Below are 22,811 nucleotides of genomic sequence, written 5' to 3'. Positions count from 1 at the left end.
GTTTTCGATAAAAATCGATTTTACAAATATATTAAGCAGATGTTCCACGGTTCACTCCTTGGCTAGCGTTTGTTCTTACGCTTTTCATAGATGTTAACCGACCAGATAAGCAGCCCGATGATAAAGAATGCACTGGGCGGCAGGAGCATAAGGCCGTTGGGTTCATACCACCCACCTTCGGAAGTCAACTTGAGAATGCTAAAACCGAAAACCTTACCTGAGCCGAAAAATTCGCGCAGGAAGGCTACAGTGAGAAGTACCAGTCCATAGCCCAGACCGTTACCGATACCATCGGCAAGACTCAGCTTCGGGGAATTCTGCATGGCAAATGCCTCTGCACGCCCCATGACTATGCAGTTTGTTATGATCAGTCCTACGAAGACCGAAAGCTGTTTGCTGACCCCGTAGGCAAAAGCCTTCAGGAACTGGTCAACAATGATTACCAACGTCGCGATGATAGTCATCATGACAATGATACGGATACTCGACGGTATATGCTGCCGTATGGAACTGACCGATGCGTTTGAAGCCGCAGTAACGAACATTACTGCAAGACTCATTACGAAAGCAGTTTCCAGCTTGGTGGTTACAGCCAGAGCGGAACAAATACCGAGAATCTGAACCGCAATGGGGTTATCCTCCAGAAGCGGCTTGAGCATTATTTCTTTGAACTTAGCCATTATGTTCACCTCCCTCGGTTGCAAGTCGCTTGAGGTAGGGTGCGAATCCGCCCTGTCCCAGCCAGTAACGCACCAGATTGGAAACACCGCGGGAAGTAAGGGTAGCCCCGGCCAGACCATCCACCTTGTAAGCAGCCTGCGGGTCTTCGGCGTTAACCGATCCCTTGATCACATCGATCACCGGATCCCCTTTTGCGTTGTAGACTTTTTTGTCCACCCACAGGGCTTTCCAATCCGAATTGTCCACTTCTCCGCCAAGGCCGGGAGTTTCGGCATGCTCATAGAAGCCAAAATTCTTGACCGTGTTCAAATCAGGATCAAGAGCAATGAAACCGTACATGGTCGACCATAGTCCCTTCCCGTGAATGGGTAAAACCACACGCTTCAAACTGTCTCCGTCTTTGAGAAGATAGACGTTGGCATACTTCGCATGACGTCCGATACCTGCCTGATCATCTGCGGAAGGGATGACAACACTGGTAGCAGGGTCCTTGGCCGCTTTACGCTGATCATATCCGGCAGCGTCCATATCAACATATTCACCGGTAGCCAGATCGACGACCTTGGCTTCTATCTGTTTATAAAGTTCGTCTACAGGCACATCTTCATTGTAGATGCCCGCAGCCTTGAGAATATTTTCCTTGCGTTCCTTGACCTTGTTATCTTCCTGAATGGATTTAAGGCCCACAGCTGCAGCCGAGACAAGCAGCGAACAGACCAGACACAGGGAAAACGCCACAGTAAATACTTTTTTTGTGGAATCGTTAGACACTGCGCACCGTCCTACGCTTGATGTTGGCCCGCATCACGAGGCTATCTATAAATGGGGCACACACGTTACCGAACAGAATCGCCAACATGACTCCTTCAGGATAGGCCGGATTGACCGTACGGATCAGGACAATCATGATTCCGATAAGGGCACCATAATAGAATTGACCTTTGTGAGTCATTGACGATGAAACCGGGTCAGTGGCCATGTAGACCATTCCGAAAGCCAAACCACCCATGACCAGATGCCAGAGCGGGCTGACAGTCATCATGGGATTGGTTCCGCTGCTGACAGCATTAAAAATGATCGCAACTGCAAAGGCTCCGCCCAGCAGTGAAACCATAATCCGCCATGAAGCAATTCCGGTGAAGACCAGAACGGCCCCGCCGATCAGGCAGGCCAGAGTTGATGTTTCACCCAAGGAACCCGGAATGGTTCCGATGAAGCAGTCCCACCATGAATATTTGGCCATTACCGCATTTATTCCTCCTTCGGCAGCCAGAGCCAACGGAGTGGCACCGGAAAATCCGTCTACCGGTACCCAGACACTGTTGCCTGAGATATGGGCAGGATAAGCGAAGAAAAGAAAGGCGCGGGCCAGAAGGGCCGGGTTGAGGATGTTCTTGCCTGTTCCGCCGAAGATTTCCTTACCGATAACCACACCGAAACTGGTTGCCAGAGCGACCTGCCAGAGCGGGATATGCGGAGGAACAATCAACGGAATAAGCGAACCGGTGACCAGAAAACCTTCGTTGATTTCATGTTTGCGAATAACGGCAAACAAGGTTTCCCAGAATCCACCGGCGATATTGCAGACGATATAAATTGGAAAGAAGTAAAGAGCACCCAACATGATGTTGGCCCCGAAACTTTCAGGGTTGGCACTCAGCCCTAGTCCGCTCATGACGCTCCAGCGCCATCCTGTACCCGCTTCAAGCCCCATGGAAGCCAGCGCGGCGTTAGCCTGATAACCGGTGTTCCACATTGCCATGTAAAAACAGGGAATCAGAGCGAAGACTACAGTAATCATGACCCTTTTCAAATCAATGGCATCGCGCACGTGTGGCGACCCGGAACTGGTTTCGGTCGGCGAATATAAAAAAGTGTCCACCATCTCGTAGACCGGATAATACTTCTTGTATTTCCCATCCCCGGTGACGGCACCATGCATTTTATCAAGCAGTTTTCTCATATGCCTTACCCTTCCTTCTCAATTTGAGTGAGGACTTCGCGCAGCATGAGCCCGAAATCATTCTTGCCGCAATCCACGAAGGACAACAGGGCGAGGTCTTCCTCATCCAGCTCCAGACAACCGAGGGCCTGCGCTTCATCCGTATCCATGACCGCCATAGCCCGGACCAGATAAGTCGGCAGGATGTCCAGCGGCATAACCTGCTCATAAGCCCCGGTGGGGAAGATGGCACGGTGACTGCCTCCCAAAAGCGTATTCATATCAAAGCGCTTTATCTTTTTACTGAAAGCCGATGCAAATATGGATTTAACGGAGAATTTATTGCAACCCGGAGCCAGCCAGCCCAAGAGTTCACTTTCCCCGCCTTCAGTAAGGACTGAGACCTGATTGTGGAAACGACCTAAAAAGGCCAGTGGCCCCTCTGCTTTTGTCCCGGTCAGAACCGAACCGGAAATAGCCCTGACAGCTCCGCCCTTGAGTTCACCGGCCAGCATTTCATCAAGATTAGCGCCCATGCGGGTTTTGATGATACGCGGACGGTTAACCATCGGACCGGAGAGAGCGACATAACGTTCGGTGGCAAGCCTGCCGGTGGTAAAAAGTTTACCTATGGCAATGACATCCTGATAGCCTATGTGCCAAACCGTCTTGGAAGGACCTACCGGATCAACGAAATGTATATGGGTTCCAGGCAGACCGGCAGGATGCGGTCCCGAAAACATATGCATTTTCACTTCCTGAATCAGTGGCAGCGCAGTCCCGCCGGTAACGCAGACATTAATTGTATCGTTAATGCAGGTAAGTACGCGCAAACCATCCAACCATGCGTCGGATTCTTTCCAAATAATGGGAGCTGGGTCCATAGCTAGCGGATTGGTATCCATAGCTGTGACAAAGATTGAACGAGGTTCGGATTCCGGGGCCGGAGTCTTGCTGAAGGGACGCGTACGAAACGCGGTCCACATACCGGATTTCACTAGATTATCGACAACCTTTTCCCGATCCAGGCCGAGCAGTTTGTCTGAATCATATGCCGGGAACTCCACTTCGCCGGCAGCTTCATCAAGTTCGATGACCACAGATTGTAAAATCCTGCGCTCACCTCTGTTAACAGCAAGGACCTTTCCGGCTCCCGGTGCGGTAAAGACGACGCCGTCAATCTTTTTATCCGCAAAGATGGGCTGTCCCAGCTTGACCGTATCTCCCTCAGCAACGGCCATGCTCGGTTTCATTCCGACATAGTCACCACCGAGGACAGCCACGGTACTGGGAGATTTTTCTTCGAAAATATCCAGTGCGGGCTCGCCCGAGATAGGAATATCGAGTCCTTTTTTGAGTTTTATCATGGAGAATACACCTTGTCCCTAAAGGGTTAACGGACTTAAAAACGGGTGCAACAGTACAACCCGTCTCAGCGCATGCGCCAAGACGTCTCCTGATGGGTGGTGTGGGGGACTAAATTAAGCTTCACTGCGTTCCGAGTAGATTCCTCGGAAAGTGTGGGGAATTACGCACGAAGTTTTTGTATTGGACTTATTCCATATCTAAAGAAATGGGCAAGGTCAACCAGTTAGTAAAATTAACTGCATGCCTCTTTAAAATTACTTAATGCATTAGAATCAATCAGCATAAAGCCTTTTTAGTCATGGAAATTAACGTGGGCAGCAGACATAATCCTCCAAACAGGGCTGTGAGTTCAAAAGCATCTGCCATACCGCCTGCCTCGGCGGCAAATCCGGCAATCCCGGGACCAAGGACAAAACCGAGATTAGAAACTCCCAGAAAAACACCCATAACCCGCCCTTTCGCTCCTCTCATGTCTGCAGCCAAAGACATGGAAGCCGGAAGCGACAATGCCGAACCAAAGCCCATACCCGCAACAAGCAAAGAAAAAATCCATAAAGAAACAGGCTGTCCCAGACCAAAAAGACAGGCCGCACAAAACCCCATGCCCAAAAAGGTTAAACCGGCACGGTCTCGCGAATCGGCCCAGCGTCCTGTTACGGGCATTGCCAAAATGATTGCCAGATTAGGAAGAGCGAATAGAAACCCGGCCAAAGAACCGCTCAAGCCAAAATGATCACTGATCAACCGGGGCAGAAAAGTGATTACAACGGAAGCCCCTGCTGTTCTACCCAATACGGCCAAAAGAAGGGGTAGAAAACCGGCCTCACGCCACGGTGAGCCTTCATTTTCTTTTTGTTTTTGGCTCGAAGCGGGAGCGTTTTCGGCCCTGTTCATTAGAAGGGCTACAAATGATACCCCCATCCCCAACGCCGGCCAGATCAAGGACACAAATCCCAGCTTCCCTTGGAGCCCTATCCCGGCTCCTCCGGCAATCGGACCGATGATGAATGCAGAGTATAAACAGGTATTATACAGGGCAAAGAAACGCCCTCTCTCCTTTCGCCCAGCGCACTGACCAAGCAGGGACATACTCACCGGCTTAACTATACCAGCGCAGAATCCGAGACAAATCTGAATTATCCCCAGTGATTCCACCATTGGGAAAAAATGATAAAGGCACGGAACAGCAGTTCCGATCCCACAGGCCCATCGCAGCAGAGGGATTGGGCCAAAATAATCCGCACTGCACCCTGCCAGTGGCGCGAGAATAAGACGGGCCAAAAAATATCCGGAAAAGGCAAGCCCAAGCCAGGATGCGGACAACCCGATGGAATCAGCGCTCAAGGACAAAGAAAAGGTGTATGCGCCTACCCCGAAAGTTGAAAAAAAGGCAGTGGCAAAGACCGCCATAACGGTATCCTGCTTTGTTTCAATGAATTCACCCAATACCTTATGCCTGAAATTCATAACGGTCTTCTTCAACGTGCAGCCTCTACCATTAGATTTTCACATAGCTATAAACAACTAGATCAAGAACAATGCAAGTTGGTTTCTTTTCGCACCAATGGTCCGATTTAATACAACACACAGGAAAAGCAAAAAAAAAAGCTTAAATATTTACCCTTAAGCATAGCAAACAAACAACCATAATCAACTGTAAAACAAGAAATTTATAATTATTACACACTTAGTAACATGCTTATGCAACGCTCTTCAATTTAAATCGTCATAAACATGAGGGTCATTATGACTATTTAGCATTTACAGTGTATCAGAAAGACATTCTTAACCCACAACATGCTGAAATAAAGGGACGATGAATCAAAAGCTGACTCAATTGTCCAATTAATCACAAACAACTTCACCATAGTGGTTCAATTATGGACCACTAGTAACTCTTCGTCAAAGACACAACCAGCCGACATAAAAGATTATTACTATTTGGCTCATTCTTTGCTATAAAATCATATCCTGTATTGGGTGGTTTTTTTATTGAAAGCATCGTGGGGATGTTTTTCAAGCAACCATACGACTGTTGGAGGTTGATATAAACCATTTAAATAGCGATACATATATACCTGCGCCACAAACAGGCAAAGGTTCAAAACAATAGAAGTGATTCAGCTAAATTAACACCGAGTCTATTCGTGTAACTGAGTGTTACCAGACATCGGAACATATCTATTCGGTTGAATAACAGACTTCTGTACTTCTTTATTCTCTTTCAACAACAGTCTAAGGAAAAATTTCCTCAAGACATGAAAGGAAATATGTAAAAAAGAAAGTAGCCGGGATTCAGACATAACTACAACTATGCTGAATTCCGGCTATTTCCCACTGTTGCACGTCACCAATCATTCGTGCGTCTCTTTACGTATACATTGCGCTACTTATCCGAAAACGTACACTCCACAACAAACCAAATGAAAAGGCTTCACAATGCGATAATTCACTGTGAAGCTTATTTTTTTAGATGAGTAGAAGGAGCTATAAAGGTAAATTGTCGTTAAACACCTAAAAGGTTCGATTACGTATCCTCAGGAGCTAAACGTCACAAGTTAGATTTTTAACCATAGTTCGCTAGCATTTATTCCTTTTTAGGCTTAACGTGTAATAAACATGTAGAATCTTTTTCATTAAACATGAAATTCACGGAGCGCGTTATGTCCATCATTACTATTTCGAGAGGCTCATACAGTCGGGGAAAGGAAATTGCTGAAAAAGTGGCTGAAAAGATGCAATACAAATGCATCTCGCGAGACATTCTCTTAGAATCATCAAAAGAATTCGATATACCAGAAGTTAAACTTGTCCGGGCACTTCATGACTCTCCTTCTGTGCTTGAGCGTTTCATGCACGGAAAAGAGAGATATCTTGCCCACATACGAAGTTCTCTCTTGCAGCATGCCCAGAAGGACAACCTTGTTTATCATGGTTTAGCCGGACAGTATTTTTTATTAGGTATCCCGCATGTTTTTAAAGTCAGAATTACTGCAGACATGGAAGATAGGGTCCGCGAAGAATGCAAAAGAGAAAATATATGCGAAGACGAAGCAAGATATATCCTACAAAAGGACGATGAAGAACGCAGAAAATGGGGCCTTCAAGTATATGGAATTGATACTTGGGACAGTAGACTTTATGATATGGTTATCCATATTGGATCACTGTCAGTTGATGATGCAGTAGATTTTATCTGTAGTGCTGTTCAAAAAGACGCATTTAAGACAACAACTGAATCACAACAAATAATCGATAACATAGCCACTGCTGCATACGTAAAAGTGGAGCTTATCGGAGTTGCGCCACATGCTAATATTGTATGTAATGACGGTCATATAACAGTGCATTTCTCCAAGCCAGTAAGCAGCCTGAAAACAAAAATCGTTGCCCAGGTTAAAAGTATTGCAACGAATATAGACGGAGTAAAAGATGTAACTATCTTAGGTGTTCCTGAAAGCCCCCACGGCAAGGTCAACCCTTTCCATAATATTGAATAGTCAATGTCCATAAAAGAGCCCTTAAGCCGTTAACGGCTTAAGGGCTCTTTACTTATTTGTACAAAATAAATTAAACCAGCTCAGACTTCCTCAACTTCAAAGCCAACCCGGCGATCACCAGCAGGACACCATCCCGAACAATAGTAATCTGCATGTCAGAAGCTGTTGATGCATCAGTGGAGAAACAGCCGCAGGCCACATCTATTCCGCGAAAAATGTTAACGGAGAGAGCTGCGATAAAAACAAGCAGCATGGCCACCAGAATCGCTACTACAGTGTCCACGAAAACACCACAGACCAACATGGCTCCGCAAACAAATTCGAGCCACGGCAGAAAGAAAGCCACAGGACCGATCATCATTTCCGGCAAAATCTGATAATTCTTAACGATCTCAGCAAAAGCCAGTGGATCAACAATCTTATCCAGACTGGCAACAATAAAAACAATCCCGAGAATGATGCGGGGTAATGATCTGAATTCCATTAGTTCGCCTCCAAATCCATTCCGGCTCCGATCCAGCCGTCTATACCGTCAGCATACACTGACACATCCCTGAACCCCTGTTCCACCAGTTTCTTGGCTACAATGAGACTCTTACCGCAGGAAAGGCCGTCACAATAAACAACGACGGGACGATCAGGATCAACCAAAGCGACGAGCCCCGCCAATTCATCCCCAATTGCCCATGAGGGGATATTAACTGCTCCGGGAATATGTCCCATGGCGTATTCCATATCACTACGAGCATCTACAAAAGAATATTCTCCGGAAGAAAATTTCTTTACCAACGCATCTGTAGTTATTTCCAAAATTTCGGGCGGCTGGGGATGGCTTAGCTCTGCAAATGTATATGGTTTTGGACGGGCAATATTAAACGCGACTGCCAGTCCGCCGGAGAGTGCACATACTAATATTACTTTGACTAGAAACGCGGCAACTTTACCAAACTTCATTAGATTAGCCTGATTTTGAATTAATGATTATCCCGCAGGATTTCTTAATAACGACGTAAAAAGATTGCCCCGATTCATGCAGGAAAGCAAGCACAGCACCAAAATTGGGCAATAAAAAAGGGTATGTTCATGAAGAACACACCCTTCTTTCAGCGAGACCGGACACCCGGGATAAACCGTTACCGCTGCTTCCTTTCGGACCTGACGGGGTTCACAGCGCACCCGCCATCCGGCCTCTCTGTCAAAAAACTTTTCGTCGTTGCGACGAGATGAAATACCTATTGATTCCGGCTGAAACTGTCAAGCCTTATTACTGAAAATTCTAACTTATTTTTAAAATTACTTTAAAAATAGTTCGTTAGGGCTATTGTGAAATTTAAAAATTCAGTGACAGCACTTTATCTCAGCCCTTGTTTCTGCTTAAATATACCGACTCAACCACAAAAACAAATCATAATCCCGGAGAAAAATATGGACGCAAAAAACGTTAAAGAGGTTGAAGGTATCAAAGTTCAGCAAATCGGCTACAAAGGCGAAAACCACGAGGTAAAAGGCGTAACTATCCGCTGGCTCTCCAAATCCGGTCAGGATGAAAACGGACAGCCCGAATACGGCCTGCGTCACTTCACAGTTGAACCGGGCGGAGAGATTCCGGCTCACAGCCATTTCTATCTTCAGACTGTTTACGTGGAAAAAGGACAGTTCGAATGCTTCGCTTACGACCCGAAAACAGATGAAATTGTCGAAAGCAAAATCTGCGGCCCCGGAGACTTCGTATTTTCAGATTGTATGGAGCCGCACGGCATGCGCAACATCAGCGACACTGAGGAAGCTACTTTCCTCTGCTGCATCGGCTGTGTTTACGAAAAATAATCAATCATCTTCCTACAAAAACTGCAATTTTAAATAAGAAAAGGCCCGCTCAGTATCATGACGGGCCTTTTCTATTAAATGTCGGTGTTGATCCAAATTGCCGGTTTGAATCAGGAGTTAGAGTGTCAATTCTGGAAAATTGCTTGCCTTAACTATACATCACGATGCTTTTTTTGCAAACTGAATTCTGTAATTAATTATATCGTCTACGGTCAGGACGGGAATATCGTGTTTCTGTCCGAATTCCACAATCTCCGGCAGTCTAGCCATCGTTCCGTCAGGATTTGTCAGCTCACAGAGAACTCCACAGGGATTAAGACCTGCAAGACTCATCATGTCCACGGTGGCTTCAGTGTGTCCTTCTCTTTCCAGAACACCACCCGCCCGCGCACGCAGGGGGAATACATGGCCGGGCCTGTGCAAATCAGCAGGCTGGGCACCATCAGCAATAGCAGCCTTTACCGTGGTGACACGGTCAGCAGCAGAAACACCGGTGGTAACACCCTCAGCGGCTTCGATAGTTACGGTGAATCCAGTCTGATAACGGCTGGAATTAGACTCAACCATCATGGGCAAGCCAAGCTGCTGGGTCTTTTCCTCAGTCAGGCACAGGCAGACGATCCCGCTGCATTCGCGGATCATCATAGCCATCTGCTCATCACTAAGTTTTTCCGCAGAAAAGATAAGATCGCCTTCATTCTCGCGACTTTCATTATCAGTTACAAGAATTCCACGACCTTCACGCAATGCCTGAAGACCTTTCTCTACCCTCTCAACAGGGGTACCATACTGGGATAATAGATTCTGATTCATGGTAAATCTCCATATTTCAGTTACCAGAATCAGGGCGATAGAATAGACAGCTATTCACAAGGGAACAGCGCGCATGTGTAGGGAAGACCACGTGCGTTATGACTGTCTCATTCTCTTTCATCCGGACTTTAACCGTCGGCTCCGGAGTCTCACCGGATCTGCTGACCCTTTTCACCGATTGAAAAGGCGCTCGCGGGCTGTCTTTAAATCTTAAAGAATCACCGCCGGTGGGGAATTTCACCCCGCCCTGAGAATTAAGATGACTTTTTTCTACTGAGAAACCCACCTGTTAGTCAAGAGTATATGATAATTATTTACCCTACTCACTAGTTCTAAATAATACCTTACTAAACGTGTACACAAATACTATTTTAATATATTATTTATTACAATGCATCTCGCAGGTGCATTCATACAAAGCATGAAGGGGAACTATTATGAAACTAAAGAGTAAACTCACTATTTTTCAAATAGCAACAATGATTATCTCTATCGCGTCACTCTGTTCCATCTTCATCTACCAATTAAACAAGTACTCTGAGCATGAAATAAATACATACCGTGACAAAATCTTTGATCAAAAGAGAATGAAACTCACAGAGCTTGTTAATATGGCTGATAAGACAGTTACTGCGTACTTCAATAAATCAAAAAATATTGAATTACTAAAAAGAGAAAAAGCTGATTCTCTAAAAAAAAATCATCGAATCAGTTACTAGCCAATTAAAAAACTACAATGATACCCATTCAAAGAAATTCTCCAAGACCGAACTTACCGAGAAACTAAAGAATCTCATAAGATCAATCCGCTATGACAAAAACAACTATATCTGGATCAACGATATGGAAGCAAGCATGGTCATGCATCCTGTTTCCACACATCTTGATGGGAAAAACCTATCCAATATGCAGGACAGCAAAGGTAAGTATCTATTTAAGGAGATGGTAAATATTTGCCGAAAAGGCGGAGAAGGCATGGTCGACTATTGGTGGAAAAAACCGGACACCCAAAAAGACACTCAGAAAGTATCCTATGTAAAACTAATCCCTGAACTAGGCTGGGTTATTGGAACAGGAGCATGGGTTGATGACATTACAGCTGAGATGCAACGCAATGCCCTTGCCCAGCTGGCACAAATGCGCATGCAAGACGGCAACTATTTCTGGGTAAATGACCTTGATGCCAAAATGGTCATGCACCCAATAAACCCTGATCTCAACGGAAAGGATTTATCCGGCTTCAAAGACAAAAAAGGAAAAGCCCTTTTCAAAGAAATGGTCGCAGTGGCCAAGGCCAAAGGTAAAGGGACTGTAAATTACTGGTGGGGAAAACCGGACAAACCCGGAGTGTACCCCAAACTTTCTTTTGTGAAACTATTTCAACCATGGGGTTGGATCATTGGCATGGGCGTATACACTGACGACATTGATCAGGATCTGGCACTGAAAAAAGAAGAATTGCGCCAGACCATCCGCTCCATGATCTACATGGTTGTCATAGCAGCAGTCGTCATAGGCTTGCTGTTGACCGTAGCTGCCACGGCTTTTGCAAACAGGATAACCGCCTTGATAGGTGCGGAACCTGCTGAGCTTTCCGAGATCGCAGAACAAATGTCACAAGGTAATCTAAACCTCAGATTAAAGACAAACAATACCCGAGGAGCATTCAAATCCATTGTAAATATGATCTCCAAAATAAAAAAAGTTGTTAACGATGTTCAACGATCTACTGAAAATGTATCGGCAGGCAGTGAGCAGCTTTCAGCTTCGGCGCAAGCCCTGTCACAAGGGGCTGTTGAACAGACAAATGCAGTTACAGATTTAAGCTCCGCTATCGCACATATGAGCGGAAGTATTCGTGAAACAGCAGAAAACGCACGTAAAACAGAAAAGATAACCTCCATCGCCGCCAAGACAACCCGAGATGGTAGTCAGGCTGTTCAAAAGAACCTGATAGCAATGACTGACATTGCCAACAAAATCATCATAGTCGAAGAAATTGCGAGACAAACCAACCTGCTCGCCCTCAACGCTGCAATCGAAGCAGCAAGAGCAGGTGAACACGGCAAGGGATTCGCTGTTGTGGCTGCCGAAGTTCGTAAACTTGCAGAAAGAAGCAGGATTGCGGCTACGGAAATCAGCGACCTTTCTTCAAACAGCCTAAGCATAGCAAAAGAAACGGAAAACAATCTGAAAGAGCTCATGCCTGAAATCCAAAAAACGACCGAACTCATAAAGGAAATAGCCGAATCCTGCGATAAACAAGATAGTGAAATAACAAGCATCAAACAATCATCCGACCAACTTGAGATGGTGATCCAGCAAAATGCTTCATCATCAGAGCAGGTAGCGGCAACATCTGAAGAGCTTTCAGCGCAGGCCGAACAACTTCATTCAGCCATACTCTTCTTCAAACTAAATTAAAAAAGCAAAATAAAAACCCCGCTCCATTTGGAACGGGGTTTTAAATCCTCTAAGTCCGAAAGCTATTCTATTTGAAACTGTCTTCAAAAAGCTTTCCAATGGCTTTTCTACCGTTATCCTCAAGAAAGCGGGTACCGGTAGCAGTAAAGTGACGATGGGTAATTTTAGGATCAGCACAAGCAGACCATTTTTCCTTTTCCCAACAGAACCAGCAGTTTTTATCCTGCGAAAACACATGGAGAGGCTTGTTGCAGATTTTTGCGAACTCGGCACCCCAACCGGTTCCGCCTTTTACAGTACCGTCTTCAAGGATATTACCGATGATGAAAATCTCATGGCCGCTGTTAACCTGCCAGCAGATGGACTGCAGAACCTTGCGAAAAATAGGAGCGCGGGTAAAGCTGCGGTTCATCAGCTTAGAGACATAAGTCAGGCTGACATCCTTGCTTTCAAGCTCTTTTTCAGTGAGAACACGCAGACCGCGCTGACGGGCATTCTGATGACCTTCAAAACTGTAGTTAACTTCCTGCAGGCCGTACTTTTCAGCATTCACTCCGAACTCGCTTTCTGTGCCGGATGCACCGCCACTATATAAAATGAACTCTTTAGGATTACTCATTTCTTCCTCCAGTGTTGGCTTGTCTAGATTCGTGAAAAGGACTGATACATAAAAATGTTCAAGTCCACAATCAGGATTTTCGGTTGAACTACAATTTACACCTGACTTGTTGCATACGATAAAATTTAGAACTTATCTACATAAAACAATGATTTTCACGGATTAAGAAACCCTCAATTCACCCAAAAGCAATATTTTTGATTAAAAATGATGTAGAGAAATAAATTTCCTTTAATGCTATGTTCAAACAATATAATTCAGCAATCTTCAATTCAGTAAAGAAGTAAATGCATTAAATTTTAATGTATAAATACAAAATTCAATCTTGTTATAAAATTCACAGAGTCAAAATAAAGGATTATACACCTACAAAAACAAGACAAAAATACTGCTCATCACATAGTCCTGATTACATGATTTTTTATCTCAGCAACGCGGTCTGGACAAAGGATAAAAATAGTGTATTATGCATTTGTTGATTCGGGCTGGAAAATCTCAAGACGAAAGTAGCTACGGCCAAACCGTACAGGAGGTTTTTATGAATAAAAACAGTACCATAGAAGAGACTTCAGAAGCTTTGAAAAAGTTGGAAAAGAACAATCCTCACAAGTATCGTTCTGTTAGCAAGCACATTGCTGCCATGGTCAAATCTCTGGATGAACAGGAAAAAAGTAGCTCTTCCAACTCTAAAACGGAAGACGATCAGGACTAAGTCCTGCACTTCAATCTCTGACTCTATCTCACAAGTTGTCAACAAATCCGCACACACACTAACGCGTCTGACTAGTTTGAATCAAGCCAGGCGGAAATGCTGTTGACAAAATCGCCGGATAAGCAATCGATCCAATCTTGGTCTGTCCCCATTCCTTCCACACCGGAATGGGTATCATCAATCATGACAATTTGATGGGGGGCAGACTGGAATCCGGTCAACATAACCGGCAAAACACTCTTCCAGTCGTCGTTGACTCCCCTAAAGCCGATAAAAGTCGGTAGACCGTCAGCAAAAACAGACGCCAGCCTTTCTGGAAATAGGCATTCGTCAGGATGATCTATTGTCAGGATGACAAACTTAAAAAGCCCTGCAGGCAAATCCATGCGGGGCATTTTCTTTACCCCGTAACCTCTGAACCATACACCTATACGATCAGGATCAACTTTTGAATGGCTGCGCAACTCATTGAAAGCCTTATCTAAACTCACGCCATCAAGACTATCGACGCGCAGCACAACAACATCACGTCCGCAAAGATGTCTGGCTACTTCAGTAAACTGCTCACTGGGAATATCCATACCGAAACTACCAAGCACCACCGCCGGAAAAACTCCCTTTGCAGCCGGAACAAACAAATCATGTCGATTATTCTCCTTCCCGGCAGTTAAAGCATCCACTCTCCCTTTTACGGGGTATTCAGCAGCCTCGCCTTCCGGCAGCCACATAAACCTATGTATCCAATGCTCATCTCCGGGCAGAAAGACAACCGAACCTTGTACAGGTTCATCTTCATCAAATGAAGGACCGTAAGTGTATATAAAGTTCCCGTGCTCATATTTTTTAAGCTTGCGAATCAAGCCACTCTTGCGGTCATGCAGAATCAATCTTCCATGCTCCGTGCGGGCATCAATAATGACCACCTGTCGTCCGGTAGACGTTTCATAATGCCCGCGAAAATCATCCTCATCAAATGAATACGCTGCTAAGGCAGAAAGCGACCTAGCCTCAGATCCGCGCTTAAGCACCATGGTTGAGTTACCCACAGCGATACCCTTCCCCTGCCGCAGAATCACGGCATTAGGGTTATCTGAAGTTCCGGTTTCAATATGAGGATATGACTTATGCGTACTAGGAGCAGGCTCGGGCACTGACTTCGGTGCAGGCTTCGGTGTAGACTTGCTACTCGTAGGAACAGTTTTGCGCTCTGCCCGTTCAACTATTCTTTCGGAAGCACGCCTCTGCAGTCGATCAGGGCGAATGCTCTCTTTAAATTGCTTAGGCTTAGTTTTTACCTTTTCCTTAAGCACCGGCTCCACTTTCTGCGCCGGTTCATGCACTGCAACCGCCTTCTTCTCAGCAAGAGAAACAAGCTCGATGCCAAAACCATCGCTACCCTGATCGTGAGTCAACTCCACAAAATTAAACATGAAAATCACGATAAGAATATGCATAAAAATGGAAAGCAAAGCGGCAAGGTATCGCAAATCTCCTCCAGAGGCTTATAAAGCACACTATTCCTGAATAAATATTTTTTCAACCACTGAACTATTTTTTTATTTCATTACAAGGTGATAGATTCTGATTTTTTCTACAACTGAACATGTAACCAAACAATATAAAAATAATAACTTAAATTAATGATTGACACTTACAAGGATTCCACATAAATCCTTCTTCACTTGAGTCGGGATGTAGCGCAGCCTGGGAGCGCACTTGAATGGGGTTCAAGGGGTCGGAGGTTCAAATCCTCTCATCCCGACCACAAGAAGGAACCCCGAAAAGCCACTGAGAAATCAGTGGCTTTTTTCTTTTGCAAAAGCAAAAGAAAAAAGCCGTGGATTCGTCCACGGCTTTTTTGCGTTCAAATATACTGCACCACCCTACTCAGGCACATCAATCCTGCGCACGGTAATCTGATAATTTTCAGGAATACCATCTCCTGCGTGATTGAACATAGGATCAAGTACAAGATATGCCTCCTGCGCACCGTCAGCACGCTTTTTGATCATTATATCCTTTGGCTCGATCTCAACTTCAGTATGAAAAGTCACAATTCTGCGCATGGAGACAACCGCCTTCAACCCTTCAATACGTTTGCCGTCCGCCTTAACAAGAACCACATCGTCTTTAGCCATTCCGGGTAAAATCATTATATTTTCCTCATTATTTATAGATATAAAACCCGCGCTATCATAGACTTGTGGGTTGGAAAGTCAAATTGCTCTTAAGTGCAAGTAACAGCAATCCAAAAAGAATCCTTTGCCCAAAAGACTTGTTCATAATAGAATTAAATACTGCCCTTCAATCAGTCACACCACAAACAAGGAGAAAGCCATGCCCCCCAGAGCATTACTTCCTTTATTAATCCTGATCGCAACCATCTTCAGCGCCGGCTGCAGCACAGCTTATAAAGCAGCGCTGGACGAACGCAGCTTGAGCCAACAAACTTCCGATGCATCCATATCAGCCGCCATAATGAAAGCCTACCTGGACGATGATGAAGTATCAGTAATGGGCATTGAGCCCTATACCTTCGTGGGGCATGTATATCTGGTCGGTGAATATGAGAACTATGCCCAAAAATCGAAAGCCATATCTATCGCCCGAAGCACTGAAGGAGTAACAGACATTACCACCTACCTGCTTCCCAAAAAAGAAGATCCAACCTGTGGCACAACCGAAAACCTTTCCATTTTAGCCGCTGTGAAGTCAGCCTTAATCGGAGACGGAGACATCTGGTCCACAAACATTGAAGTAAAGGTCGTACAATGTCAGGTCGTACTGCTGGGACTGGTAAAGACTCAAGCCGAAATCGACAAGTCCATAGCCCACGCAAAGGCTGTGGAAGGAGTCCGCAAGGTAAAGTCATACCTGCGAATTTCAAACAAGCCGTAAAAAAGCCTACCTGCAAATCTTTCCGACACGAAAAAGCCCCTTGCAACATCGTTGCAAGGGGCTTTGTAAATTCAAGCTGGCGGAGAGGAGAGGATTTGAACCTCCGATAGCGTTAACTATACACGCTTTCCAGGCGTGCTCCTTAAGCCGGACTCGGACACCTCTCCGCTTGGGTGAAAAAGGGTTTAGCTAAATCGAACATGCTTGGCAAGCACTTTTTTCAATTATTTTGAATTAAATATAAATTTTGCTGAGTTAGGATTTTTATACTAATTTCAACTATGCACGAAAAAGCCCCTCGCAACATCGTTACAAGGGGCTTTGTAAATTCAAGCTGGCGGAGAGGAGAGGATTTGAACCTCCGTTAGTGTTACCTAAACACGCTTTCCAGGCGTGCTCCTTAAGCCGGACTCGGACACCTCTCCGCTTGGGAAGACGTGTTTATCTAAATCAAAAGTGCTTGGCAAGTACTTTTTCTAATTATTTAAAATTAAATCCTAATTTTAATCGATTATAAATAATCCAGCTTAATTCCAGACTTTTTCACAATGAAAATCCACTCTATTATTCTCTATAACAACCCCGCAAATCGACATATAAACGCCGCGCTATAGAATTATCATCTACAATAAGCTAACATACCCCAAAACCCATAGGAGTATGTAATGAAGCACACCAATAAATTTATACTTTTGTTTATCACCACCATTCTTTTCTCTGCATCCCCACTGTTCGCAACTGACATGTCACAAGGTCTTCAATGTCCACCAGGCTGGAATGACAACATAGCCGCAAGAGGCAACGATCTGATAAAACAATGCATCTCTCCCGCTCAGGATGCTGCTATCGAACTATACGCAGCCCCCGGACAGCAAGTCCCTCTAGGAGCCCTTCTTGATATCTGGGCCAGAGAAATGACCCAGCGCGGTCTCCCCTTCCAGAACAAAGTATCCGAGGTCCCCGGCCAGGTTTCTGGCTATCCAGCCGTAACCCGTACATATTCCAGCCAGACTCGTGACGGCAACCAGTTTGATTCACACATGGTCGCTTCCAGATACAATGGAATAAATTATGTTTTTCAAGGTTTTGCATTAAAAGGCCATAGTCAGGCATGGCATCAGCTCAGGAATTCCATGAACACATGGTACTATCCCGGCGCAGGCCAACAAAATCACAATCAGCAGCAAGGCGGGCTTCCTCTGGGCGCAGGAAATTCAGCAAACACCCCCTATGGAAACCAGCAGGCAAGCTCAAGCAACAATCCCTACGCAAACACACCTTACAGCACTCAGCAGCATACAACCGGAAATTCTCTCCCCACAATATCAGGAACATTCATAACAGATCAAAAAGATTACTGGGGCGGCCAGCACTACTACCGCATATACCGTTTCAATGGTGACGGCACACTTACAACCGGAACCAAGAATGCGGCAAACGGCAAAATTCAAATGGACAACAAAAGTAAACGCTACAAGATTTCAAAATCAAGCAATAATATTGTTTTAAGCAGCGGTGGTTCCTGCACAGACGGCTATGTAACCGACACCGAGAACAATCAAATAAGAAGATTTAAAAGTGGATGCTACAGCCCCGGTGGGAAAGCAATGTACTTCAAAAAAATACCGGATAATTCTTTGAGTATGGGCCAATCCGGAGCTTCTGCCAGCCCGTACCCGAAAATAGCAGGAACCTTCATCGCCGACAAAAAAGATTACTGGGGCGGCAGCTATCATTACCGCATGTACCTATTTAATGGAGATGGCACATTCATATCCGGCAATAAAAGCGCAACAACAGGAAAAGTAAAGATGCACTCACAAAAACAACGCTACCGAATATCCAAATCAGGTAAGAGCTACGTTGTTACAAGTGGCGGATCCTGTACAGAGGGATACGTAACAGATATTGACCGTAACAATATCATCCGGTTCAAAAGTGGATGTTACACGTCAGGAGGCAAGGCCATGTATTTTGATCTTGTGCAGTAAGAAACTAGGGAAGAACACGAAAAAGCCCCTTGCAACATCGTTGCAAGGGGCTTTGTAAATTCAAGCTGGCGGAGAGGAGAGGATTTGAACCTCCGTTAGTGTTACCTAAACACGCTTTCCAGGCGTGCTCCTTAAGCCGGACTCGGACACCTCTCCGCTTGGGTGAAAAAGGGTTTAGCTAAATCAGACTTGCTTGGCAAGCACTTTTTTCAACTTTTCCCAATTATTCTAACTTAAATTAAAAATGAACCTATTTAGTCAGCTTCAGACTTCCGATAAACTCATCAAGAGACTCGGCTTTTATCCTTTCCAGTACCTTGGGCAGCTCTTCAGCCACCTTGAAGGCAGTATCCGGACTGAGGAAGTTTCCGGTACCGATCTGCACAGCTCTGGCTCCAACAAGCAGGAATTCAGCAGCGTCTTCAGCAGTGGTGATACCGCCAAGTCCCATAACCGGAATTTTTACTGCATTTACTGCCTGATAGACACATCTAAGCGCTACAGGTTTCACAGCCGGACCGGACAAACCGCCGATTACGTTGGCAAGACGCGGAGTTCTGCGCTCAATATCAACAGCCATACCGGACAAGGTATTAATCAATGAAAGCGCATCAGCCCCGCCGTCTTCAGCTGCTTTAGCGCAGACAGTGATATCGGTGACATTGGGAGAAAGCTTGATGATAACCGGTTTGTTACCGGCGTTCTTCTTTACAGCCTCAGCAACCTTGGTGATCTGCTTGGGATCCTGACCGAATGCAATGCCGCCCTCTTTTACGTTGGGACAGGAAACATTGACCTCAAGGGCTGCAACACCTTCTTCTCCGGCAAGAACGCCAGCTAATTCGCCGAACTCTTGAGCATCGGTGGCGTAAAGGTTTGCCAGAACTGGCAGGGTCTTCCAAGGTAGCTTAGGCAGCTTGTTATTAATGAATTCCTCTACACCGGGATTCTGAATGCCGATGGCATTAAGCATACCGCAAGGAGTTTCCGCAATACGGGGCATAGGATTCCCTTCCCTCGGCTTGAGAGAAAGTCCTTTAACCACGATTCCGCCCAGAGATTCAAGATCGCCGAAACGCTGAAACTCGAGGCCGAAACCGAAAGTACCGGATGCGGTGAGGATGGGGTTTTTAAGCTTCAGTCCGGCAAAATCAATTGATACATCCATTTCTTAATCCTCCAGACTGAGATTATTGGCTTTGAAAACAGGACCGGTGGTACAAACCTGAGTATGGTGATCGTCGCTATCCTTACAGACACAACCGAGGCATGCACCAACACCGCAAGCCATGCGGTTTTCAAGTGAAAGTTCCGCATCTGCGCCGTATTTGTTGGCAGCGTTCCAGATGGTTTTCAGGAACGGATGAGGTCCGCAAGCCACGATAAGGCCGTCTTTCTCTGCGTATTCCTTAACCAACTCCTCCACCCTTGCGATAATGGTAGAGATATCTGCGGGCTTGGTTTCACGGATATCTTCAACATCGACCTTGCCTGCCAAACCCTTGTAAGGGTAATTTTCCAGCGGCGGACGGTGTGCGAAGAATAATTTCAGATTTTCAGGCTGCGGATGGGTATCGACATATCCGCAAAAGGGGGCTAAACCCATCCCTCCGGCGAGCATGAGTATGGGGCGGTTCTGCGGTTTACTGAAGAAGTTACCCAACGGCCCCCAGATATTTACTTCATCGCCCTCTTTAAGTTCCAGCAGACGCGCTGTTCCACGACCGACAACCTGAAAAAGGATGGTCAGACTGGTCTCATCTGCGTTACAAATGGAAAAAGGACGTCCCCAAACGAGGTCCAAAGGCCATGAAACGGGCCTGATCATGACGAACTGTCCGGCCCGCCAACCCGGCTTCCAGTCCGGATATTCGAGTTTGAGTTCGACTATTTCCTCACCGGGTGAGGATAATCCGAGGGGCTTGTTGCTAATGACTTTAACAGCCCTGCAATTGTTTGCACTCATGATTTAATCCTGTAGATTTTTGCTGACCGCACTTTGCGGCATAAGCGTGATACATTATGAATGAACATAAACCAGAAATTCTTGCTCCGGCAGGCGATAAATCCTCTTTCCTTGCAGCCATAGCCGCAGGTGCGGACGCCGTATATGCCGGACTTAAACATTTTTCCGCTCGCATGGAAGCTTATAATTTCGCTACTAGTGAGCTTGCAGCCCTTGCCGAACTGGGCCGTGAGAACGGAGTTCGCACCCACATTCCCATGAATACCCTCATCAAGCCTGATGATGTCAACTCCGCTGCACGACTTGTGGAGCGAGTCTCCCGTACGGTCAAACCGGATGCCCTGATCATTCAGGACATTGCCATGGTCGAGATCGCCCGTCAGGCCGGATTTGAAGGGGAACTGCATCTTTCCACCCTCGCCAACGTCAGCCACCCTGCGGCACTCAAGACCGCAGAAGAACTGGGCGTAGACCGCGTTGTTGTGCCCCGCGAACTGAACCTTGATGAAATCAGAATGATGGCCGATGCCTGCCCTGATTCCATGACCCTTGAGATGTTCGTCCACGGCGCTCTCTGCTATTCCGTTTCCGGACGCTGCTACTGGAGCTCCTTTTTCGGAGGCAAGAGCAGCCTGCGCGGACGTTGCGTACAGCCCTGCCGCAGACTTTACGGCGGAGCCAAACGCAAAGATGCACCCAAACGCCTTTTCTCCTGCCTCGACCTCAGCCTCGATGTGCTGACCAAGCCGACCCTTGCTATTCCCAAGGTAAGCTCATGGAAAATCGAAGGCCGTAAAAAAGGCCCCCACTACGTCTACTACACAGTAGCAGCTTACAAAATGCTGCGCGACAACCCCAATGACGCCAAGGCCAAAAAGGATGCCGTAGAACTGCTCGAACTCGCTCTGGGCAGACCGTCTTCACACTCTGTGTTCCTGCCACAGCGTCCGTATACCCCGCTTGATCCGTCCAACGAAACCGGTTCCGGTTTCCTCATCGGTCTTATCAAGCAGGAGAAAGACGGAAAGCCTTACTTTAACTGTAGACAGGAACTCCTTGCCGGAGATTTCCTGCGTATCGGTTATCAGGACCAGCCCGGGCACCAGACCATGAAGATCCGCAAATTCATCCCCAAAAGGGGCAAGGTCTCCATTCCGGTCAAAGGCAAAACACGCCTGAAATCCGGCACCCGTGTATTCCTCATTGACCGCCGCGAAGAAGGGCTGACCAAAGCTCTAAAAAAACTTGAGTCAAAACTTTCAAAGATCAAAGTTGCGGAAAACGTAGCCAGCGAGATGGTCATTGACCTGCCGCAGCCATGTCCGCATCCGGAAAGAACAGCGCGCCACACTCTGCAGCGCAATCCGCCCAAAGGAAAAACCAAATTCGGCACCGATGTCTGGCTTTCCATGAACGCCCTTAAGCGCACCCCGCGTCCGGCTGTTTCCAAAATCTGGTGGCATCTGCCCCCGGTGGTCTGGCCTAACGAGGAAAAGGAAGTCCAGAAAATTATCGACATCTGCCTGAGCGGTGGTGGACGCGATTTCGTACTCAACGCTCCCTGGCAGAAAGCCTTTTTCCCGAAAGATGCAAAAGTCCGCTTTCACGCCGGTCCCTTCTGCAACGTATCCAACCCGGTGACCATCGAAATGCTGGCCGATATGGGCTTTTCATCCGCATACGTCAGCCCGGAACTGGCCCGCGATGACTTCCTCGCCCTGCCGCAGAACAGCCCGCTTCCGCTGGGATTTGTCCTTTCCGGTATGTGGCCGCTCGGCCTTTCAAGAATCATGGCCGACGATACAGAGCTGATGAGCCCCATCTACAGCCAGAAAAAAGAAATCTGCTGGGCCCGCCAATACGGACAGACATATTGGATTTATCCCGGCTGGCCGCTCGATTTCGGAGCAGAACGCAAGGTACTGGAGAACTCCGGCTACACCATGTTCCTTAATATTGAGGAACCATGGCCCCGCGCAGTACCTGAACCGCAACGCACCAGCAATTTCAACTGGGATTTAAGTTTATTATAAGAATCCCAAAAACTTCCATTAAGCTCTACAACGGGTT

20 protein-coding genes, 4 tRNA genes, 1 other RNA gene and 1 riboswitch are annotated in these 22,811 nt (G+C 46.3%); of the genes, 8 read left to right on the top strand and 17 right to left on the bottom strand.

Translation table 11 applies throughout. The features are described from left to right. Window positions 1-62 precede the first annotated feature (62 nt). The 5 genes from ACKU40_RS05055 to ACKU40_RS05035 all read right to left on the bottom strand — a co-directional run bounded on the left by ACKU40_RS05055 (window position 63) and on the right by ACKU40_RS05035 (window position 5,458). Entirely contained in the window at window positions 63-680 is a 618-nt protein-coding gene (locus ACKU40_RS05055) for an NADH:ubiquinone reductase (Na(+)-transporting) subunit D (protein WP_320175430.1), read from the bottom strand. After that, on the bottom strand, window positions 673-1,452 hold the full coding sequence (locus ACKU40_RS05050; RefSeq protein ID WP_320175429.1) for a Na(+)-translocating NADH-quinone reductase subunit C: 780 nt from the start codon (window positions 1,450-1,452) through the stop codon (window positions 673-675). Before ACKU40_RS05050 ends, ACKU40_RS05055 begins: the two co-directional genes overlap by 8 nt. Continuing rightward, entirely contained in the window at window positions 1,445-2,644 is a 1,200-nt protein-coding gene (locus ACKU40_RS05045; RefSeq protein ID WP_320175428.1) for an NADH:ubiquinone reductase (Na(+)-transporting) subunit B, read from the bottom strand. The genes ACKU40_RS05050 and ACKU40_RS05045 overlap by 8 nt, the downstream gene beginning before the upstream one ends. Before the next feature lie 5 nt (window positions 2,645-2,649). Continuing rightward, window positions 2,650-3,990, bottom strand: a complete 1,341-nt coding sequence (locus tag ACKU40_RS05040) for a Na(+)-translocating NADH-quinone reductase subunit A (RefSeq protein WP_320175427.1) — start codon at window positions 3,988-3,990, stop codon at window positions 2,650-2,652. Between the two features lie 277 nt (window positions 3,991-4,267). Further along, complete coding sequence (locus ACKU40_RS05035) at window positions 4,268-5,458, bottom strand: MFS transporter (RefSeq protein ID WP_320175426.1); 1,191 nt, start codon at window positions 5,456-5,458, stop codon at window positions 4,268-4,270. Window positions 5,459-6,654: 1,196 nt separating this feature from the next. On the opposite strand from ACKU40_RS05035, the gene ACKU40_RS05030 reads away from it, so the two are divergent. After that, on the top strand, window positions 6,655-7,491 hold the full coding sequence (locus tag ACKU40_RS05030; RefSeq protein ID WP_320175425.1) for a cytidylate kinase-like family protein: 837 nt from the start codon (window positions 6,655-6,657) through the stop codon (window positions 7,489-7,491). A 70-nt stretch (window positions 7,492-7,561) separates the two neighbouring features. Here ACKU40_RS05030 and ACKU40_RS05025 read toward each other — a convergent pair whose 3' ends face one another. From ACKU40_RS05025 to ffs, 3 genes are all read right to left on the bottom strand, one after another. Next, complete coding sequence (locus ACKU40_RS05025; protein ID WP_320175424.1) at window positions 7,562-7,975, bottom strand: MauE/DoxX family redox-associated membrane protein; 414 nt, start codon at window positions 7,973-7,975, stop codon at window positions 7,562-7,564. Next, window positions 7,975-8,445 carry a rhodanese-like domain-containing protein gene (locus ACKU40_RS05020; protein WP_320175423.1) on the bottom strand — a complete coding sequence of 157 codons (471 nt, stop codon included), beginning with the start codon at window positions 8,443-8,445 and terminating at the stop codon, window positions 7,975-7,977. The genes ACKU40_RS05025 and ACKU40_RS05020 overlap by 1 nt, the downstream gene beginning before the upstream one ends. Before the next feature lie 146 nt (window positions 8,446-8,591). After that, window positions 8,592-8,687, bottom strand: an RNA gene (gene ffs / locus ACKU40_RS05015) — signal recognition particle sRNA small type. A gap of 229 nt (window positions 8,688-8,916) precedes the next feature. Between ffs and ACKU40_RS05010 the strand changes: the two genes are divergently transcribed. Further along, on the top strand, window positions 8,917-9,318 hold the full coding sequence (locus ACKU40_RS05010) for a cupin domain-containing protein (RefSeq protein WP_320175422.1): 402 nt from the start codon (window positions 8,917-8,919) through the stop codon (window positions 9,316-9,318). A gap of 159 nt (window positions 9,319-9,477) precedes the next feature. Here the strand turns inward: ACKU40_RS05010 and ribB are convergent, their stop codons facing one another. Next, complete coding sequence (ribB, locus tag ACKU40_RS05005; protein WP_320175421.1) at window positions 9,478-10,131, bottom strand: 3,4-dihydroxy-2-butanone-4-phosphate synthase; 654 nt, start codon at window positions 10,129-10,131, stop codon at window positions 9,478-9,480. Between the two features lie 105 nt (window positions 10,132-10,236). Then, a riboswitch (FMN riboswitch) is annotated at window positions 10,237-10,390 on the bottom strand. Window positions 10,391-10,830: 440 nt separating this feature from the next. Between ribB and ACKU40_RS05000 the strand changes: the two genes are divergently transcribed. Further along, window positions 10,831-12,555 (top strand): methyl-accepting chemotaxis protein, encoded by a 1,725-nt coding sequence (locus tag ACKU40_RS05000; RefSeq protein WP_320176362.1) that lies wholly within the window; start codon window positions 10,831-10,833, stop codon window positions 12,553-12,555. A gap of 67 nt (window positions 12,556-12,622) precedes the next feature. On the opposite strand, the gene ACKU40_RS04995 is transcribed toward ACKU40_RS05000, so the two are convergent. Then, a complete protein-coding gene (locus ACKU40_RS04995) occupies window positions 12,623-13,174 on the bottom strand; it encodes a hypothetical protein (protein ID WP_320175420.1) in 552 nt (183 codons plus the stop codon). Window positions 13,175-13,712: 538 nt separating this feature from the next. On the opposite strand from ACKU40_RS04995, the gene ACKU40_RS04990 reads away from it, so the two are divergent. Further along, window positions 13,713-13,886: a hypothetical protein gene (locus ACKU40_RS04990; RefSeq protein WP_320175419.1), complete on the top strand. Its 174-nt coding sequence runs from the start codon at window positions 13,713-13,715 to the stop codon at window positions 13,884-13,886. 71 nt (window positions 13,887-13,957) lie between these two features. On the opposite strand, the gene ACKU40_RS04985 is transcribed toward ACKU40_RS04990, so the two are convergent. Then, window positions 13,958-15,373, bottom strand: a complete 1,416-nt coding sequence (locus tag ACKU40_RS04985) for a hypothetical protein (protein ID WP_320175418.1) — start codon at window positions 15,371-15,373, stop codon at window positions 13,958-13,960. Window positions 15,374-15,574: 201 nt separating this feature from the next. Between ACKU40_RS04985 and ACKU40_RS04980 the strand changes: the two genes are divergently transcribed. Further along, a tRNA-Pro gene (locus tag ACKU40_RS04980) sits at window positions 15,575-15,651 on the top strand. A gap of 118 nt (window positions 15,652-15,769) precedes the next feature. Here the strand turns inward: ACKU40_RS04980 and ACKU40_RS04975 are convergent. Beyond that, entirely contained in the window at window positions 15,770-16,039 is a 270-nt protein-coding gene (locus tag ACKU40_RS04975; RefSeq protein ID WP_320175417.1) for a hypothetical protein, read from the bottom strand. A 184-nt stretch (window positions 16,040-16,223) separates the two neighbouring features. On the opposite strand from ACKU40_RS04975, the gene ACKU40_RS04970 reads away from it, so the two are divergent. Beyond that, complete coding sequence (locus ACKU40_RS04970) at window positions 16,224-16,784, top strand: BON domain-containing protein (RefSeq protein ID WP_320175416.1); 561 nt, start codon at window positions 16,224-16,226, stop codon at window positions 16,782-16,784. 77 nt (window positions 16,785-16,861) lie between these two features. Here the strand turns inward: ACKU40_RS04970 and ACKU40_RS04965 are convergent. Together ACKU40_RS04965 and ACKU40_RS04960 are read right to left on the bottom strand one after the other, a co-directional pair. After that, window positions 16,862-16,951 (bottom strand) — tRNA-Ser (locus ACKU40_RS04965). Between the two features lie 168 nt (window positions 16,952-17,119). Next, window positions 17,120-17,209, bottom strand: a tRNA-Ser gene (locus ACKU40_RS04960). 240 nt (window positions 17,210-17,449) lie between these two features. Between ACKU40_RS04960 and ACKU40_RS04955 the strand changes: the two genes are divergently transcribed. After that, a complete protein-coding gene (locus tag ACKU40_RS04955; RefSeq protein ID WP_320175415.1) occupies window positions 17,450-18,775 on the top strand; it encodes a hypothetical protein in 1,326 nt (441 codons plus the stop codon). Window positions 18,776-18,841: 66 nt separating this feature from the next. Here ACKU40_RS04955 and ACKU40_RS04950 read toward each other — a convergent pair. From ACKU40_RS04950 to ACKU40_RS04940, 3 genes are all read right to left on the bottom strand, one after another. Next, window positions 18,842-18,931: transfer RNA gene (locus ACKU40_RS04950), tRNA-Ser, on the bottom strand. 94 nt (window positions 18,932-19,025) lie between these two features. Continuing rightward, window positions 19,026-19,943 carry a dihydroorotate dehydrogenase gene (locus tag ACKU40_RS04945; RefSeq protein WP_320175414.1) on the bottom strand — a complete coding sequence of 306 codons (918 nt, stop codon included), beginning with the start codon at window positions 19,941-19,943 and terminating at the stop codon, window positions 19,026-19,028. A gap of 3 nt (window positions 19,944-19,946) precedes the next feature. Further along, on the bottom strand, window positions 19,947-20,741 hold the full coding sequence (locus ACKU40_RS04940; protein ID WP_320175413.1) for a dihydroorotate dehydrogenase electron transfer subunit: 795 nt from the start codon (window positions 20,739-20,741) through the stop codon (window positions 19,947-19,949). Window positions 20,742-20,797: 56 nt separating this feature from the next. On the opposite strand from ACKU40_RS04940, the gene ACKU40_RS04935 reads away from it, so the two are divergent. Next, a complete protein-coding gene (locus ACKU40_RS04935; protein ID WP_320175412.1) occupies window positions 20,798-22,774 on the top strand; it encodes a U32 family peptidase in 1,977 nt (658 codons plus the stop codon). The last annotated feature ends 37 nt before the right edge of the window (window positions 22,775-22,811 follow it).

Source organism: Maridesulfovibrio sp., assembly GCF_963666665.1.
GTDB lineage: Bacteria > Desulfobacterota > Desulfovibrionia > Desulfovibrionales > Desulfovibrionaceae > Maridesulfovibrio.
This window is presented reverse-complemented; position numbering and strand designations above follow the sequence as displayed.